The organism is Marinomonas vulgaris (genome assembly GCF_018145875.1).
Classification (GTDB): Bacteria; Pseudomonadota; Gammaproteobacteria; order Pseudomonadales; family Marinomonadaceae; genus Marinomonas; species Marinomonas vulgaris.
This window is the reverse complement of record NZ_JAGSSV010000004.1, coordinates 86,399-102,932: the sequence shown is the minus strand read 5'-3', so window position 1 is coordinate 102,932 and position 16,534 is coordinate 86,399. Positions and strand designations below refer to the sequence as shown.

The window sequence follows — 16,534 nt, the reverse complement described above, 5'->3', positions numbered from 1 at the left end:
TTTGTTTCGATTCATAAGACGCTGGTCAGCGCGCTTTGCGTTCGATACACTTACTGTATATATGAAAGGGCTATCCATTTAGAGCAACCAATGTCAATATGTAGTGATGAACAAAAAATCTTCTTCACTCAAGGCGGGTATTGATTACCCTAAAAATTGGAGTCAATTTGTTGACTGGTTCCACGATGAGCAAGCTTGTCGTGATTATCTGTACACGCTTCGCTGGCCTAATGGCTTCATATGCCCAAATTGTTTGGCCCACAAGGCACCTTATAGCCTTGCTAAAAATAAACTTAAATGTACTCAGTGTCGAAAGCAAACGTCTGTCACGGCAGGCACTATTTTTGATAAAACGAGAACACCTCTTAAAGACTGGTTTGCTGCGATTTGGTATCTTACAAATCAAAAAAATGGAGTAAGTGCGCTTGGTATACAGCGCTTACTTGGACTTGGAAGCTATCAAACAGCTTGGTCGATATTGCATCGATTACGCTATGCAATGATCAATCCTGAAAGAGATAAGTTATCAGGAATTATTGAGGTAGATGAAACCTTCATAGGTGGCTTAGTTAATATAAATCAACAAGATAAGAAGAAGTTTGTTGTGTTGATCGCAATAGAGTTAATTGAGCCAAAAGGGTTTGGTCGTATCAGATTACGACAGGTAGATAGAGCGACGAAAAGCAACATAGAGCAATTCATAGTCGATGTTATTGAACCAGGTAGTCAAATTCATACAGACGGATCTGCGGCTTATGGTTCCATTGATAGCATGGGATACTCAAGAAAAAAGACCGTACATCTTGGTTCAAATATACCTGCTCACGAAACCATGCCAGGGGTTCACAGAGTAGCCTCTTTACTAAAGCGTTGGTTGTTAGGGACCTATCAAGGTGCTGTTCAATCTAAACAGCTCGACTACTATTTAGATGAATATACCTTTAGATTTAACAGAAGAAAATCGCGGTCTAGAGGGCTATTATTTTATCGATTACTTGAGCAATCTGTGACAACAAAACCCCTAACCTATAAAGGCATTAGAGCTAGATAAACACTATATATAGTGTCTGGTCGCTCTAAATGGATAGCCCTTATATATGAACAGTAAGTGTGATTATGATTCTTTATATTGCCGAAAAACCTAGCCTTGCCCGCGCTATTGCGGCCGCACTGCCTTCTCCACAGAAAAAAGAAGATGGCTGCATTTGGTTGCCTAATGGTGATTGTGTCAGCTGGTGTATTGGTCATCTGCTCGAACAAGCCGAACCACATCAATACAACCCAGCCTATAAATCATGGAGCATGGATCACTTACCCATTATTCCAACCGATTGGCAATGGCAAGAAAAAGCCAACACCAAAAAGCAGCTGGGCGTTTTAAAAAAACTGATTAAAAAAGCCACTGTGCTTGTGCACGCCGGTGACCCTGACAGAGAGGGTCAATTGCTGGTCGACGAGGTGCTGCACTATACAAAAGTACCCGCGCAGAAACTCAAAGCCACCCAGCGCTTGTTAGTCAACGACCTAACCCCATCTGCGGTGAATAAAGCCTTACAGAATTTACGCCCGAACAACGAGTTCTCTGCTTTGTCGCGCTCGGCACTGGGTCGTGCAAGAGCAGACTGGTTATTTGGCTTAAATCTTACTCGTGCCTACACCATCAAAGGTCGACAAGCAGGCTATCAAGGTGTGCTGTCTATTGGTCGGGTGCAGACGCCCGTATTGGGGCTGGTTGTGGCACGCGATAAGGAACGAGAGGCTTTTGTCGCAAAAAATTTTTATCAAGTATGGGCGCATATTCAGACGCCTCAAGGGGCCGTATTTCAGGCTAAATGGCTACCCAGTGAGGCCTGCTTGCCTTACATGGATGAAGAAAACCGGGTGCTCAGCTTACCGCTCGCCAACAATGTTGCCCAGCGTATTACCGATAAAGCCGCCACCGTCGCCGATGCCCACTACAAACAGAAAAAACAAGCCGCGCCCTTGCCTTATAGTTTATCGGCATTACAGATTGATGCGGCCAAAGCGTATTCGTTGTCGGCACAGCAAGTGCTGGATACCTGCCAAACCTTGTACGAGCGTCATCAAATGATCACTTACCCAAGATCAGATTGCCGCTACTTACCCACACAACAACATAAAGACGCACCTGCAATCATAGCAGCGCTAACTCGTATCGATTCAGACAGCCTAGGCAAAACACTTCAGCAAGGCGCTCTGAATGCAGACGCCAAACGAAAAAGCAAAGCTTGGAACGACAAACAGGTCACGGCTCACCACGCTATCATACCGACAACCCAAGCACACAAAGTCGCTTCCCTGTCGAAAACCGAAGCTCTGGTGTTCAGTCTCATTGCCCGACAATATTTGATGCAGTTCTACCCTGATTACGACTATCTGGCTTCTTATATAAAACTCGACATTGCAGGGGGCGTATTTGAAGCAAAAGGAAACACACCGTTATCACTGGGTTGGAAGGCTTTATTGCCGGTGAAAAACAAGCCACAAGACGGCGATGAAGACAGTCAAGCTGAACTGCCTAAGCTCAAAAAAGGGGACGCTTTGTGGTGTACAAAAGGCGAAGTGAAAGAAAAAGTCACCACGCCTCCCGCCATGTTTACCGATGCTACCTTGTTGGCCGCCATGACCGGCATCAGCCGATTCGTCTCTAATAAAGACATTCGTGCCATATTGAAAGAAACCGATGGATTGGGGACCGAAGCGACTCGTGCCAGTATTATTGAATTACTGTTTAAACGAGGCTTTTTAGCAAGACAAGGTAAAGCCATTCAAGCTACCCAAACCGGTCGAGCTTTTATCGACTGCTTACCAGAACAGTTAGTCACTCCCGATATGACAGCGCAGTGGGAGTCGATACTCAACCGTATCAGTTTAGGGGAAACAAGCTATCAGGTGTTTATGGACGATCTAGCAGCTAACCTGCACCATTTGCTCAAGGCATCAAAAGACATTCCTACTCACGCGCTGCAGAATTTACCCGCGCCCAGTAAAAAAGCCTTTGCTAGAAGAAAAAGCCCGCAAGGAAGTAACAGCAAAAGAACCACGAGAGCACGTAAAACTACTCGATCAAAAAGTTAACCGGCAGCTAGCCAGACGCCAACCCCAATCATCAGAGTACCGGCAATACGATTCATAATACGCACATTACCGCTTTTCATCAGAATGGATTTAAGAGTTCGGCCACCCGCCGCGTATATCAGCAAGCAGCTCCACTCTAGGGTCAAAATAATGGCGATTAAAACCACTAATTGATTGGTGAGTGGTTGTGAAGAATCTAAAAAAGGAGGCAGTAAAGCAACAAAAAAAGCCCAGCCTTTTGGATTAGCAATGGCAGTAACAAAACCCTGTGAAATAAGCTCAAGGCGCGAGGCAGGTCGGCTGCCTTCTTTGTCCATTTTAATGGCCATCTTGCCTTTTGACAGCCACATTTGCAGGCCAACATAAGCAAGATAGGCACCGCCTAGGTATTTAAGCATCATAAAAACACTGGGATAATTAAGTAATAAGGCCGCCACACCAATAGCAGACAAGGTAGCGACAGTCGCTACGCCCGTTAATTCACCCAGCATCATCCACAATGCTCGTTTGACGCCGATGGTCATGCCCATCGTCATGGCCAGCGTCATACACATACCAGGCGTTATAGACACAAAAAAGAAAGTGGGAATAAACGCCGAGAGTAATGCCAAGTTCATACAATTCCTTTTAGATCAACAGAGGTAAAAAGAAGCTTACCTTAACAGATTAAAAACGCTTTTTTTGTTGGAACGATTCGCTATTTATATAATTTTCCCATTCATTGTCTAATTCAGCTTCTTTTTTTACATCCTCGTGTTTCGCGATTTCAGCTTCGGCTTTTTGTAGGGCAATGTCTTCAATAATTTCATGTAAAAGATCTTTGAGTTTTGCCACCGCAGGCTGTGCCTCTATAGTGTCTTTTACGGGATTTAATTGCGCCAACGCTTCTTTATATAATTCGGTAGATTCATCAAACTGGCCACTTAAAAACGCTTTCCTTGCCAGGTACGCATGGTAATCTGAGCTAACTTTAAAATGGTAAAAATGCAATAACCGATTATATCTGTGAACGACGTCCGAGCTTATGGTTTTTTCTGTTTTTGAAGACATTAAAAAGGATTTGAATGAATCAAATAAACGCCGAATATCGAGTATCATCAATTCATCACTAATAGGTTTTGCTCGTCGTTTTTGCTTGCTGGCTTGAAACGTCTCCATTTCTTCGGCCAAATTATCACGTCGGCGAGCCATTGTGCCATCGGCTTGGAGAGACAGTAGCTTTTCATAAAGGGCGATTTTACGAGACAATAACCAAAGCCTCATGTCCTTGGGTTGATACTGTGGTGGCATGTCATCAAGGTAGCGACGTACTTGGCGAATTTGATTGTTAAGGGCCGCTATTTGACGAAGTTTCTCAATACGAGCCTGCTCTTTTAACTGCAAAATCGTTACGACAGTAATAAAGCCAACAATCAATAATATCAGTACGGTTATGGTAACAGCTGTCATAAAAAGTGTTGTTTACCCTAATATTGTTTGTGGCCGGACGTCCATTAAACCACGTTGCGAATAAAGTGAAGCTATCGTTTATTATTCCACGCGACTTTCGCTGGGTTCTTTCTTAAACAGCAAAGTCTCTACGTCTTTTATCATTTTCTTCAGTCTTACTTTTTCTCGCTTGGAGCTGGCAACCGAGCCATTTTTTTCGATTAACGCTAAAGCATCTCGATACTTCTCCAGTGCCTGACTTTTCCTATCGTTATCTAGATCTTGTCTGGCTTGCCTAACTAATAAATCTCGATACACCAAAGCGTTAGCATAACGAATCAGTAACAAATGATGCCTCACTACGGAACGACTCACACCAAAATTGTCTGGCATTATACGTACTTCTTTCAGCAAATATTCTAGCGCTTCATTAGTTTGATCAAGCTGCTCTTGATTGGCAACCATATCTTTCGAAGTTACTTGCTGACCTAAGCTAAGCTCAGTTGCCATACGAACCAACTCTTCTTTTCGCAGTACGAAGCTAGACTCATAGTTGGCTTTTATTAATTCAGAAATAACAGAAATAACAGAAATAAGATGGTCTAATATGAAGATTTTCGTGTCTCGTGTAAGGTAGCGATCCGACACCTTGTCAAGTGCATTAAGAATGTTGTCACCTCGTTTAGACAAACGCGAAAATAGCTTTTCTCTACGCTCTTTTTGTTCTCGTCGCCACTTTAAAAATGGCAGAACGGACACACCAACGATGAAAACAATAACACCGAATACAATCCACATACTGGTTCCATTGGTTAGGCTTAACGGACTAATAAGGCGTGATACTTCACCAAAATCTGGCAATCAAACGAGCAGCCATGATTCTTATAACATAGAAGCGACGTTAGAAACAAAGAAAGACCAGAGAACTGGTCTTTCTTGTGTTATGAGATTGGGGTTATCAAGAAACAGAAAAGCCCAACAACATGTAAAACAATACGGCCGACAATGTTGCAGAGGCAGGCACAGTGATCACCCAAGCCGCGGCAATTCGCAATAAAGCAGAACGTTTAACCAATTCCTTCTTGGTGGCTTTTTTCAATCCTTTGCGTTCTCTAGACGAAATAGGAGAAGCGGCTTGCGCTGCTTTTAATTCTCGCAGAATGGCACGCTTTTCTTCGACATCAGCTAACTTAAAGCGCTTAACGAACTCTTGGGTCTGTATGCCATCGTGACCGGCTGACTCAGAGTGAGACACAATAGACGCCAACTTCTTATCATAAGACAGTTTTAGATATTCACGAAGGAAGCCTACCCCAAAGATCCCACCAACGGCAATGTGAGTAGAGCTCACCGGCAGACCCAATTGAGATGCAATGATAACAGTGATCGCAGCAGCCATTGCAACACAAAACGCACGTGTTTTATCCAACTCGGTAATTTCTGAGCCTACGGTTTTGATCATCTTAGGGCCAAATAAAGCCAAACCAAAAGCGATACCAATGCCACCAATCAACATAATCCAAAGAGGAATAGACGCCTTACCATGCACAATCCCTGTCATCAAAGCATCGTTAATCGCAGCCAAAGGCCCTATAGCGTTCGCTACATCATTTGCGCCATGGGCAAAACTCAACAACGCCGCAGACACAATTAATGGCAAAGTAAATAAACTATTCACCGAGTCTTTGTCGTTTTTCAATGCCGAAGCGGCTTTGTCAACCATAGGTCTAACAAGAAAATACGCCGTTAAAGCAATAGCAAAGCCAACCAGTGCAGCCGTAATAAAATCGAGTTGCCATATTTTCTTCAAACCTTTAAGAATTAGATAGGTTGAGAAAGACCATACCATTACGCCAACCAACAAAGGCACAACTTTTTTAGCGGCATCAATCATATCGTTTTTGTAAGTAACAGAACGCTTGATGTACATTAGAAATAAAGCGGCAATCACACCTCCCATTACAGGTGAAATAACCCAGCTTGCCACAATGGCGATCATTTTATCCCAATTGGCGATATCCCAACCGCCCGCGGCAATTCCCGCTCCCAGTACACCACCTACAATAGAGTGTGTGGTTGACACAGGGGCGCCAAGATATGTCGCTAAATTAAGCCAGATAGCTCCTGCCAATAGCGCAGCCATCATAACCCAAACAAAGGTTTCAGCTTCACCAATGGCATTCGGGTTAATTATGCCATTTTTGATAGTTCCAACCACACTCCCGCCAGCGATCAATGCACCAGACGCCTCAAAAATCGCAGCAATCAGTATGGCACCGCCCATAGACAAGGCTTTGGAACCAACGGCCGGACCAACATTGTTGGCCACGTCATTCGCACCGATATTGACAGCCATATAAGCGCCGATCGAAGCCGCAATCGCCAAAATTGACAAATTGGAGACTTCCATTCCACTCATTGAGGCATAAAAGCCAGCAGCAAGCACAAACGCTAAGGCAATTAAAACACGAACAAATTCATTACCATCTAATAAAGAGGTTTTATCTTTAGGGTTATTTGTAAGATCCATTAGGGCTCTTCTTTCAATAATTTAACTATGCCAAACCGTTGGCTCACTACTGTTTGATCAGTAAAGCACAACGAGATGCTATTCCTCGCACTAAATTGTATTTGGCTCTCAATTCGTCCCGTCACATATTTGTAATATGTTAATTTCGCGTCATTCTACACTGGGACTCTATAGATAAAAACCCCTGATAACGTTTGACCAACAGACTAAAAATATGTCAAAAAAAGTGCCTCTAAAAGACACTGAAAACAAAATATACTACATTTTTATGACAGAAATGTTACGAGAAAAATACTACTCAATTCGCCACACTTTTTTAGCACTCGATCACATTAACGGCTAAGCCACCACGAGACGTCTCTTTGTATTTATCGTTCATATCCTTACCGGTTTCACGCATGGTGCGAATAACTTTATCAAGGGAAACATAATGGGTTCCGTCACCACGCAACGCCATGCTGGCGGAATTAATAGCTTTAATCGCTCCCATGGCATTGCGTTCAATACAAGGCACTTGTACTAAGCCGCCTATTGGGTCGCAGGTTAACCCTAAATTGTGCTCCATGCCGATTTCTGCGGCGTTTTCCACTTGTTCTGGCGTTCCTCCAGTAGCGGCTGCCAAACCTGCCGCTGCCATAGCGCAAGCAGAACCCACTTCACCTTGGCATCCAACTTCTGCACCAGAAATGGAAGCATTCTTTTTAAACAACATGCCAATCGCTGCTGCCGTAAGAAAAAAAGTAATCACTCCTTCTTCGCTAGAGCGAGGACAAAACTCCCAGTAATAGTGCAAAACCGCTGGAATAATCCCTGCTGCACCGTTCGTTGGTGCGGTTACCACACGGCCACCTGCCGCGTTTTCTTCGTTTACTGCCAAGGCATATAGGTTGACCCAATCCATTGCGCCTAACGACGGCGTGATCATGTCCATTCTCGTTTTACTGCTTAAATCTTGATACAAGCTGGCCGCTCTGCGCTTCACTTTTAAACCACCCGGCAAAATGCCTTCATTTTGCATACCGTTTTGCACGCACTCTTTCATGGTCGACCAAATAGACAATATGCCTTGCTTGATCTCGGCCTCGCTGCGCCAGTGCTGTTCATTTTCCAACATAATTTGTGCAATGCTTTTATCATGCTTTTTACAAAGCTGAATCAAGGTTTCTGCGTCATTGAACTCATACGACAACAAGGTGGTATCTTCTACCAAAGCTACTTTACCGTCCTCGTCTTCTTCGACGATAAAACCACCGCCCACGGAATAAAACGTCGCCTGATGAAGAATAGCTTGTTGCTCATCAAAAGCGACTAACACCATACCATTGGCGTGAAAGTCTAATCGATCGATTCTGTGATATATCAGGTCCTCTTGAACCTGAATTTCGATTGAGTGAGTAGATAACAAAACCAACTTTGAAGCCTGTTCTATATCTTGTACACGCTGATTAACACCGCTTGGATCAATGCTTTCTGGTAATTCGCCCTCTAACCCCATCAGTACCGCTGTTCCCGTGCCATGTCCTTTTCCGGTTGCCCCCAAGGAACCATAAAGATCAACCTTGATTCTATTGACTTCGTCGATCAGACCACGTTCGAGTAATTGATGAGCAAACTGGTTCGCGGCAACCATAGGCCCTACGGTGTGCGAACTTGAAGGTCCAATTCCTACTTTAAAAAGATCAAATAAACTGATGGCCATACGAATTTCCTCTACAACAAGCGTTTATGCCCGTAATTTAAAAAAACAGCGAGTAACAACTGGCTTAAAAATTATCATTTATGAGATTAAGTTTCCAATAGGAAACTTATTTTTTCTCTGTGAAATCAAATCTAAGTGAGCAAACAGTCAAGTAAATGCCGCAACGAGGCTAGTCGAGTAAGGCCCTCAGCGTGATTGACCTTTGTTCAGCACAAAAAAAGCCAAAAGACGATTGCTGTCTTTTGGCTTTGAACAGTTTTAAGCTGTTTTTAAAAATAAGGCTTAAGTGGTTAGAAGAAACCCAACGGATTCACATCGTAACTGACCAGCATGTTTTTCGTTTGTTGATAATGCTCAAGGGCAATTTTATGGGTTTCACGACCGACACCGGATTTTTTGTAGCCACCAAACGCAGAGTGCGCTGGGTATTGGTGATAGCAGTTCATCCATACACGACCTGCTTCTAAGTTGCGTCCCATGCGATAGGCAAGATTAGTATCTCGTGTCCACACTCCTGCTCCCAAGCCAAACTCACTATCGTTGGCAATCGCCAGAGCTTCCGCTTCGTCTTTGAACGTCGTTACACTGACTACTGGGCCAAAAATTTCCTCTTGGAAAATACGCATATCATTGGAGCCTTTAAACAAGGTAGGCTGCACATAGAAGCCTTTATCCAAGCCTTCTATGGTCTCAACGCCACCGCCAGTTAACAACTCGGCACCTTCTTCTTTACCAATATCAATGTAGCTCAGGATTTTTTCATATTGCTCTTGCGATGCTTGCGCACCTACTTGAACATCGGTATCTAGTGGATTACCACGTTTGATGGTTTTAGTACGTTCTACTACCAACGCCATAAATTCGTCGTAGATGGATTCATGCACTAGGGCACGAGACGGACAAGTACACACTTCTCCTTGGTTGAAGAAGGCTAATACCAAACCTTCAACACACTTGCTGACGAACTCTTTCTCGTGATTCATAATATCGGCAAAATAAATGTTTGGCGACTTACCACCTAACTCAACCGTAGAAGGAATGATGTTTTCTGCGGCGCATTTTAGAATGTGTGACCCTACTGGCGTAGAACCGGTAAAGGCAATTTTGGCGATGCGTTTACTGGTTGCCAAAGCCTGACCCGCCTCTTTGCCGTAGCCATTGACGATGTTTAACACACCTGGTGGTAGTAGATCTTGAATCACTTTGACCAATTCAAGAATCGATGCTGGTGTTTGCTCTGCAGGTTTAAGTACCACACAGTTACCAGCAGCCAAGGCGGGCGCCAATTTCCAAGCAGCCATTAAAATCGGGAAGTTCCAAGGGATAATTTGCCCCACAACACCCAATGGCTCATGGAAGTGATATGCGACTGTGTGTTCGTCCAGCTCGGCGGTACTGCCTTCTTGCGCACGCAGACAACCGGCAAAATAACGGAAATGGTCTGCAGCCAGTGGAATATCGGCGTTAAGGGTTTCGCGGATCGCTTTACCGTTGTCCCAAGTTTCGGCCACAGCCAAAGCTTCTAAATGCTGTTCGATACGATCGGCTATTTTCAATAAGATGTTAGATCGATTGGTAACCGATGTTTTGCCCCATGCCGCGCGAGCAGCGTGCGCGGCGTCTAGCGCTAGGTTGATGTCTTCTTCGGTAGAGCGAGGAATGCGGCAAAATACTTCGCCATTCACTGGGCTGATATTATCAAAGTACTCGCCTTTAACAGGGGCGACCCATTCGCCTCCAATAAAGTTTCCGTACTCAGCTTCAAATGAAATCAGGCTTCCATTAGTACCAGGCTGTGCGTAAATCATATCATCATCTCCATTATTGTTTTTTTTATATCAAGGTTTGACCTTGTCTATAACTGTAAAACATAAAATGAAAAAAACTTGCCTGTGAGTCCATGAAACTTGTCTCCCTATCCATTTCTATTCGCCTGAGAGTCTTGACCCCAGCACAAACAAGCGTGATTATGTTTGTATAATAATGCACCACGCCAAACAATAAGATAAAAAGAGGTGGGTAAATGGATACATCTGCATCGACAGAAAGAACGCTGTCAGGTTACAAACGCGCGCCCATTCAGTTAGTGGAAAATCGTGTGTGTTTTGCTGGGCCCAATTCTGAGCTCAGTATTTATGATACCTACGAACAAGCTCAAAAAGTCAGTCTAAAAACCGATACATTATTGTATTGCGGTATGGTGACAGGAGCTAAGGTAATGCACACCCAAGCTCATGATAATATTCCTTTTTTGCCCCATGAATCTTTTATTTTAGCGCCGCAAGAAGAAGTCTTTATTGACTTCCCTGAAGCCGATTACCATAAACCAACGACCTGCTTAACCATTGCTATATCGAAAGAAAGGGTCGCACAAATTTGCGACCGCATGAACGACATAATGGTTAATAGCCTACCTACCAATCACATTATCGACCCAAACCAGCACCTACACACATTGCACACGCAAGCGACTCAACAGGTGATCGATCGACTCACCAGCGACTTCATTCGTAACGACCCAGACCGTGATCTTTTGGTGGACTTTGGTGTGAGTGAACTGGTAACGCGGATTCTTCGACACCATGGCCGAGACGCACTATTAAGATTTACTCAAAACGAGCCCGATGCCAGTGGTTTAACCTGCGTTCTGCAGTGGATCGAAACGCACTTATCACAACCACTCGATACCAATGAATTGGCGAAAATGGCCTGCATGAGCCGCAGCCGCTTTTATGACAGCTTTAAAAAGCAACTCGGCTGCACGCCCGTAGAATATCAACATCAACGTCGTATGGGACGCGCTTATCAGCGACTACAAGAAAAGCGTTCGGTAACAGAGGTGAGCTATGAATTGGGCTATTTAAGCTTGAGCCATTTCAGCCGACGCTTCCATCAGCATTTTGGCGTATCACCAAGGCAAATCTCAGCCCAGAAAAAGCAAGTATCTTAGCCGTTGCTATTTAAACAAGCGGCGTTTCTTTTTATCGATGGCTTTCCATTGCCAATTCGGCGCTTCGCCTTTCCAGATATACATTAAAATCAATAATGCCGTGCTAACACCGATTGATATAGACCATCTCGTCAATTCCACTTTAGGGTCAATAACATAGCTTAGAATGATGATGGTTACCAAGTACACCACCATGACCAGCCAACCTTGCCATGCGCAAGGTTTACCCCACCCCCAGCCGTTTTTCTTTGCTGGAAACCACACGTTTTTGTTCTCTGACATAGTCGTTCCTAAAACCTATTTTTAAGCCAAACAAAGGCATTTGATGTTCATAGGTCGTATTGTGTCATTCCGTAGGAGATTTGCACATAAAAAAAGAGCCTGTAAAAACAGACCCTTTTTTGACAATCCAATACATCCACTCGTGAATATATTAAGACATTAAGAATTCGCCACGGGTTTTGTCACTGCGCTTAAATAAGCCACCTAATGCTGTGGTTTGAGTCGATGAACTGGCGTCCATCACACCGCGTGCTTTTACACAATAATGCACAGCACTGATGCTTACCGCCACGTTGTCGGTTTCTAGCAAGGTTTGCAGTGTAACTAAAATTTGTTGCGTAAGACGCTCTTGTACCTGCGGACGCTGGGCAAAGAAACGCACAATACGATTAATCTTAGACAAGCCAATGATTTTATCTTTTGGCAAATAAGCGACTTTTGCCAACCCATCGATCGTAACAAAATGATGCTCACAAGTACTGGTAAAGCTGATATCGCTGACTTTTACCATTTCATCTACTTTCATTTTGTTCTCGATCACAGTGATCTTTGGAAACACACTGTAATCTAAACCAGAGAAAATCTCTTTGACATACATTTTAGCAATACGATGTGGCGTTTCTGCCAAACTGTCATCGGTTAAATCTAACCCTAATGTGGTCACCACATCTTCAAAGGCGTTTTTAATGCGCTGATATTTTTCTTCAGTGGTTAAACCGTTGTCTATCATCGGTGTTTCTAAACCACTGTTGATCAGTGCATTGCGTACTTTTTCCGCCTCATCAGACAACACAAGACGATTGATGTTAATTTGTTCTGCTGTATTGGCTTTCATTTTTTGTCCTACGTTGCTTAACCCTGCCTCATGATCTGGAGGCGTTTAAAAAGGAAATGACATTTGCTTCACTAAACCAAATGTCTGCCTCCATCCAGTGACAAGGTTCTACCTGTCATATAGCGACTATTTAATATGTATTGCACGGCGAGAACGCCTTCCTGTTCACCGGGCTCTTTGCGCAATAAAGACTTATTCAAAGCTTTAGTGCGATATTCTGGTTCGTCATCGTGATTAAACATCAATAGCGAAGGCGCAATCGAATTAACACTTATGTGTGGAGCAAAACGTTTGGCAAAAGACAAAGTCAAATTGGCTAAGCCCGCTTTACTCGATGCATAAGCAATATGCTTATCGCTGCCTTTTTCCACCACATAATCAGTCATATGGATGATGTCTGCTTGACCATCTTGGGTTGCACCCGCACGTAGTAATGTCTCAAAAGCAAGATTTATACGATACGGCGCTAAAACATGCACTTGCCACATTTTTTCCATCAAAAGCGCAGTGTCTGTACTGCTCTCTTCTGAATCCCATTCTGAAGCATTGTGTATGATACCACCCAACGCCGTGTATTGGTTTTGAATCTGTTCGATAAAAGCATCAACACCACTTAAAGTAGAAAAATCAGCAGGTATACACACCACACCTAAACTTTCTAATACGTGAATGTCTTCGCGTTTCTTACGATAAGTGATTATGACTTGGTAACCTTTAGCTACCAAAGCCTTGGCACTAGCAAGGCCTAATCTTTGTCCCGCACCGGTAATAATAATGGGCATTTTACGCGTCATCACTGTCCCTTCCTATTGCGCTCTATTTATGGGGTAGATGAAAAAAGGCAATCACGTTAAAGCCTATTAATTGTCATTTATTACTGATAGCTTTGGATACGCGATGATATTTGAAAAAGATCAATAAATGTCATCTCTGCTTGCTCTTACTTCGTATCAATTCAGTTATAAAAGATAAATAAGTTCTAATATAAACAAGGCGTTACTTATTTTTATTCCGTTTTTTACTCACTACGAAAAGAAGGATATGCAATGAATTTACCAACAGATCAATCTCATAATGAAGCCGCTACGGTGAAAGCCATCCCTCAAGAAGCCTTCGATTGGTACGACGAATATGCTCATGGTGATATAGACCGTCGTACTTTCCTTTCCCGTCTTGGCACGTTAAGTGTAACAGGATTGACTCTGTCTGTTGTGGCCGGTGCGCTCACGCCAAACTACGCGCTCGCCGAACAAATTTCATTTAATGATCCAGATATCACTGCCAGCTATGTGGAATACGATTCGCCAAATGGTCATGGTAAAGCACGTGGCTATTTGGTTATACCAAAAGGTGTAAATGTAGATAATAAAGCGCCTGCGGTACTCGTTGCTCATGAAAACCGTGGATTGAACCCTTATATTGAAGACGTTGCACGACGTTTGGCTAAAGTAGGTTTTGTGGCCTTTGCCCCCGATGCCCTATTCCCACTCGGCGGTTACCCAGGTAACGACGACCAAGGTCGAGCCATGCAAAAAGAACTCGATGGTGCCAAAATTGAAGGTGACTTCATGGATGCGGCCACTCTACTCAAAAATCATGAACTGACCACAGGAAAAGTCGGTATGGTAGGATTTTGTTTCGGAGGGTATTTAACCAACGCCTTAGCCGCGGCCATGCCAGACACCATTCACGCCGGCGCACCTTTTTATGGAACCCCAGCAAAAGGCAATTTAGACCAGATAAAAGCCCCGCTGCAATTGCACTTTGCCGAGCTTGATCAACGAGTGAACGCCACTTGGCCAGACTACGAAAAAGCGCTCAAAGCCAACAAGGTAGATTACACAGCGTACATTTACCCAACGGCGAACCATGGTTTCCATAACGACTCGACAGCTCGTTATCAAGAAAAAAATGCTGAACTGGCGTGGGATAGAACCGTAAGTTTCTTCAAAGAAACGTTAAGCGCTTAATACAGCGTCATAACATCGCTTTTACAAAATTGACTGTAAAGCCTTACTGCCTGAACACTAAGCAGTAAGGCTTTTTATTGGACCCGACTTAGCGGGTTTGCTTGCTAATGAAGGCGCTAATGAAAAATCGATGCCACGTACATTAGGCGTTTGTTGCCACAAGGATTTGCATAAATCGGCTAAGCTGACGTCGTAACCAGACTGTAACCAATCGACAACCGCCGCGGCGACGTTCGGATAAGTAATCTGCACTACTCGACTGGTTTCAAGCCAGTTGGCAATAATGGTGTCATTAAGTTTATTGGTGGTGCTGCCAATACCCAGTTTTTCCATCGCAATCGCATTAGAATGTTGCTCAATCTGACCTTGTAACGGCTTGGCTAAAATTCGACGCCCTAGCTGCAAGGCTTCAGAATTTAGTTCAAACCCTGCATTGCACAAGACGGATTCGCATTCACTGAGGTTTTTCTGGAAAATCTCCCGATCAAAAGGAAAGACTTCTATGTTGTCGTACACGCCCGGCTCGATGTCTTTGCAGTGCACTCGAAAGCGATAATCGGGTACAGCTTCTAACCACTCCAGTACCGCTTCGCTGTTTTCAAACGGCAGATACACTAACACTGACGAAGCATCGGGCGCGTTTACCAGAGACGATGAATGAATCAAAGGAGGTAAAATTGGGTGTCCGAAATGGTGCCAATGAGCGCCCAACTGAGTCACGGCAGGCGCAAAATGAGACATAACCCATTGCGCAATAAGATTTTTTTTGTAGCGTGGAATGTCGTAAGCAAAGGCATATTGGTGCCCAAATCCAATACAAGGAACACCCTGACGTTTTGCCGCCCATGACACAATAGGTTCATAATCGGTTATGACTAAATCGTAGCCTCGGGTGTTCAAGGCTCTCACGTCTTGATAAAAACGCCTAAAATTGGCTTTTTTAACGGTGGCATACAAGTCCAATTGCCCATTTCGCGCGACAAAGCTCAGCCCTTGGAATGTCCTATATTCGCCAAACACAGACATGTCAAAATAATCCTGTGGCGAACGCCCTGAGAAAACAAAGTCCACTTCCATTCCAACACGATGCATTTCTTCGGCCATGGCTCTCGCCCTAGTGATATGACCATTGCCAGTACCTTGAACGCCATAGAGTATTTTCATACCAGAACCCCAATGGCAACCGCCGCACAAAAACAGCCCAACAGTGCGCCAATAACCGTATCGGTAGGGAAATGTACCCCGAGAAAAATACGAGACAAGCCCACATTAGCGGCCCAAAAATACAACATCAGGTTCATACTAGGGAACCATTCACTTACGCAAAAAGCCATGAAGAAGGCACCCGAGGTATGCCCAGAAGGAAAAGAGAATTGATCGGAAGGAATGATAAAACTGCTAAAATTGTCCAGTGCATCAGCAGGTCGATTGCGCTTAAAACCCCGTTTTAAAATAAAATACACAAGGCGCTCAAGAGAAAAGCCCATCAGTAAGACCCAAACCAGGGTATCGTAGCCAAGCAACCAAAACGCAAAAGCGGCCAATGCATACAAGGGGCCATCAGCCGAGAAAGACACGGTTCGTCCGATTCGGGTAAGCAGCATTCTGCGTTTGCGTGCCATACACCAATAAAACGTTTGCACATCAAAGGCGTGGATATTTTGCAGTATGTTCATCACGGTCACCCTACTGTTTTGTCGTTATTTCAACATAGACCAGTAAAATGTCCGTTCCGTGTCAC

At 44.0% G+C, this 16,534-nt stretch carries 15 protein-coding genes; 4 read left to right on the top strand and 11 right to left on the bottom strand.

What is annotated here, in order from left to right:
* Nucleotides 1-106: 106 nt before the first annotated feature.
* Entirely contained in the window at nt 107-1,051 is a 945-nt protein-coding gene (locus J9B83_RS05120; protein WP_211535666.1) for an IS1595 family transposase, read from the top strand.
* Nucleotides 1,052-1,116: 65 nt separating this feature from the next.
* Nucleotides 1,117-3,099 (top strand): DNA topoisomerase III, encoded by a 1,983-nt coding sequence (locus tag J9B83_RS05115; protein ID WP_211535665.1) that lies wholly within the window; start codon nt 1,117-1,119, stop codon nt 3,097-3,099.
* On the opposite strand, the gene J9B83_RS05110 is transcribed toward J9B83_RS05115, so the two are convergent.
* The 6 genes from J9B83_RS05110 to exaC form a co-directional block, all read right to left on the bottom strand.
* Nucleotides 3,096-3,716, bottom strand: coding sequence for a LysE family translocator (locus J9B83_RS05110; protein ID WP_211535664.1), 621 nt, complete (start codon nt 3,714-3,716; stop codon nt 3,096-3,098). The genes J9B83_RS05115 and J9B83_RS05110 overlap by 4 nt on opposite strands.
* Nucleotides 3,717-3,765: 49 nt before the next feature.
* The gene (locus J9B83_RS05105; RefSeq protein WP_211535663.1) at nt 3,766-4,548 is read right to left on the bottom strand and encodes a hypothetical protein; all 783 of its coding nucleotides are present in this window, start codon (nt 4,546-4,548) and stop codon (nt 3,766-3,768) included.
* An 81-nt stretch (nt 4,549-4,629) separates the two neighbouring features.
* The gene (locus tag J9B83_RS05100) at nt 4,630-5,325 is read right to left on the bottom strand and encodes a hypothetical protein (RefSeq protein ID WP_211535662.1); all 696 of its coding nucleotides are present in this window, start codon (nt 5,323-5,325) and stop codon (nt 4,630-4,632) included.
* 160 nt (nt 5,326-5,485) lie between these two features.
* On the bottom strand, nt 5,486-7,057 hold the full coding sequence (locus J9B83_RS05095) for an inorganic phosphate transporter (RefSeq protein WP_211535661.1): 1,572 nt from the start codon (nt 7,055-7,057) through the stop codon (nt 5,486-5,488).
* 316 nt (nt 7,058-7,373) lie between these two features.
* Nucleotides 7,374-8,756, bottom strand: a complete 1,383-nt coding sequence (locus J9B83_RS05090) for an L-serine ammonia-lyase (protein WP_211535660.1) — start codon at nt 8,754-8,756, stop codon at nt 7,374-7,376.
* A gap of 290 nt (nt 8,757-9,046) precedes the next feature.
* Nucleotides 9,047-10,564: an acetaldehyde dehydrogenase ExaC gene (exaC, locus tag J9B83_RS05085; protein WP_211535659.1), complete on the bottom strand. Its 1,518-nt coding sequence runs from the start codon at nt 10,562-10,564 to the stop codon at nt 9,047-9,049.
* 215 nt (nt 10,565-10,779) lie between these two features.
* On the opposite strand from exaC, the gene J9B83_RS05080 reads away from it, so the two are divergent.
* On the top strand, nt 10,780-11,706 hold the full coding sequence (locus tag J9B83_RS05080; RefSeq protein ID WP_211535658.1) for a helix-turn-helix domain-containing protein: 927 nt from the start codon (nt 10,780-10,782) through the stop codon (nt 11,704-11,706).
* A gap of 6 nt (nt 11,707-11,712) precedes the next feature.
* Here the strand turns inward: J9B83_RS05080 and J9B83_RS05075 are convergent, their stop codons facing one another.
* The 3 genes from J9B83_RS05075 to folM form a co-directional block, all read right to left on the bottom strand.
* A complete protein-coding gene (locus J9B83_RS05075; protein ID WP_211535657.1) occupies nt 11,713-11,988 on the bottom strand; it encodes a hypothetical protein in 276 nt (91 codons plus the stop codon).
* A gap of 151 nt (nt 11,989-12,139) precedes the next feature.
* Nucleotides 12,140-12,823 (bottom strand): GTP cyclohydrolase I FolE, encoded by a 684-nt coding sequence (gene folE, locus J9B83_RS05070; RefSeq protein WP_211535656.1) that lies wholly within the window; start codon nt 12,821-12,823, stop codon nt 12,140-12,142.
* A 71-nt stretch (nt 12,824-12,894) separates the two neighbouring features.
* The gene (gene folM, locus J9B83_RS05065) at nt 12,895-13,617 is read right to left on the bottom strand and encodes a dihydromonapterin reductase (RefSeq protein ID WP_211535655.1); all 723 of its coding nucleotides are present in this window, start codon (nt 13,615-13,617) and stop codon (nt 12,895-12,897) included.
* A gap of 252 nt (nt 13,618-13,869) precedes the next feature.
* On the opposite strand from folM, the gene J9B83_RS05060 reads away from it, so the two are divergent.
* A complete protein-coding gene (locus tag J9B83_RS05060) occupies nt 13,870-14,793 on the top strand; it encodes a dienelactone hydrolase family protein (RefSeq protein ID WP_211535654.1) in 924 nt (307 codons plus the stop codon).
* A gap of 57 nt (nt 14,794-14,850) precedes the next feature.
* On the opposite strand, the gene J9B83_RS05055 is transcribed toward J9B83_RS05060, so the two are convergent.
* Nucleotides 14,851-15,957, bottom strand: a complete 1,107-nt coding sequence (locus tag J9B83_RS05055; protein WP_211535653.1) for an MJ1255/VC2487 family glycosyltransferase — start codon at nt 15,955-15,957, stop codon at nt 14,851-14,853.
* On the bottom strand, nt 15,954-16,469 hold the full coding sequence (locus tag J9B83_RS05050) for a phosphatase PAP2 family protein (protein WP_211535652.1): 516 nt from the start codon (nt 16,467-16,469) through the stop codon (nt 15,954-15,956). Before J9B83_RS05050 ends, J9B83_RS05055 begins: the two co-directional genes overlap by 4 nt.
* Between the last annotated feature and the right edge of the window lie 65 nt (nt 16,470-16,534).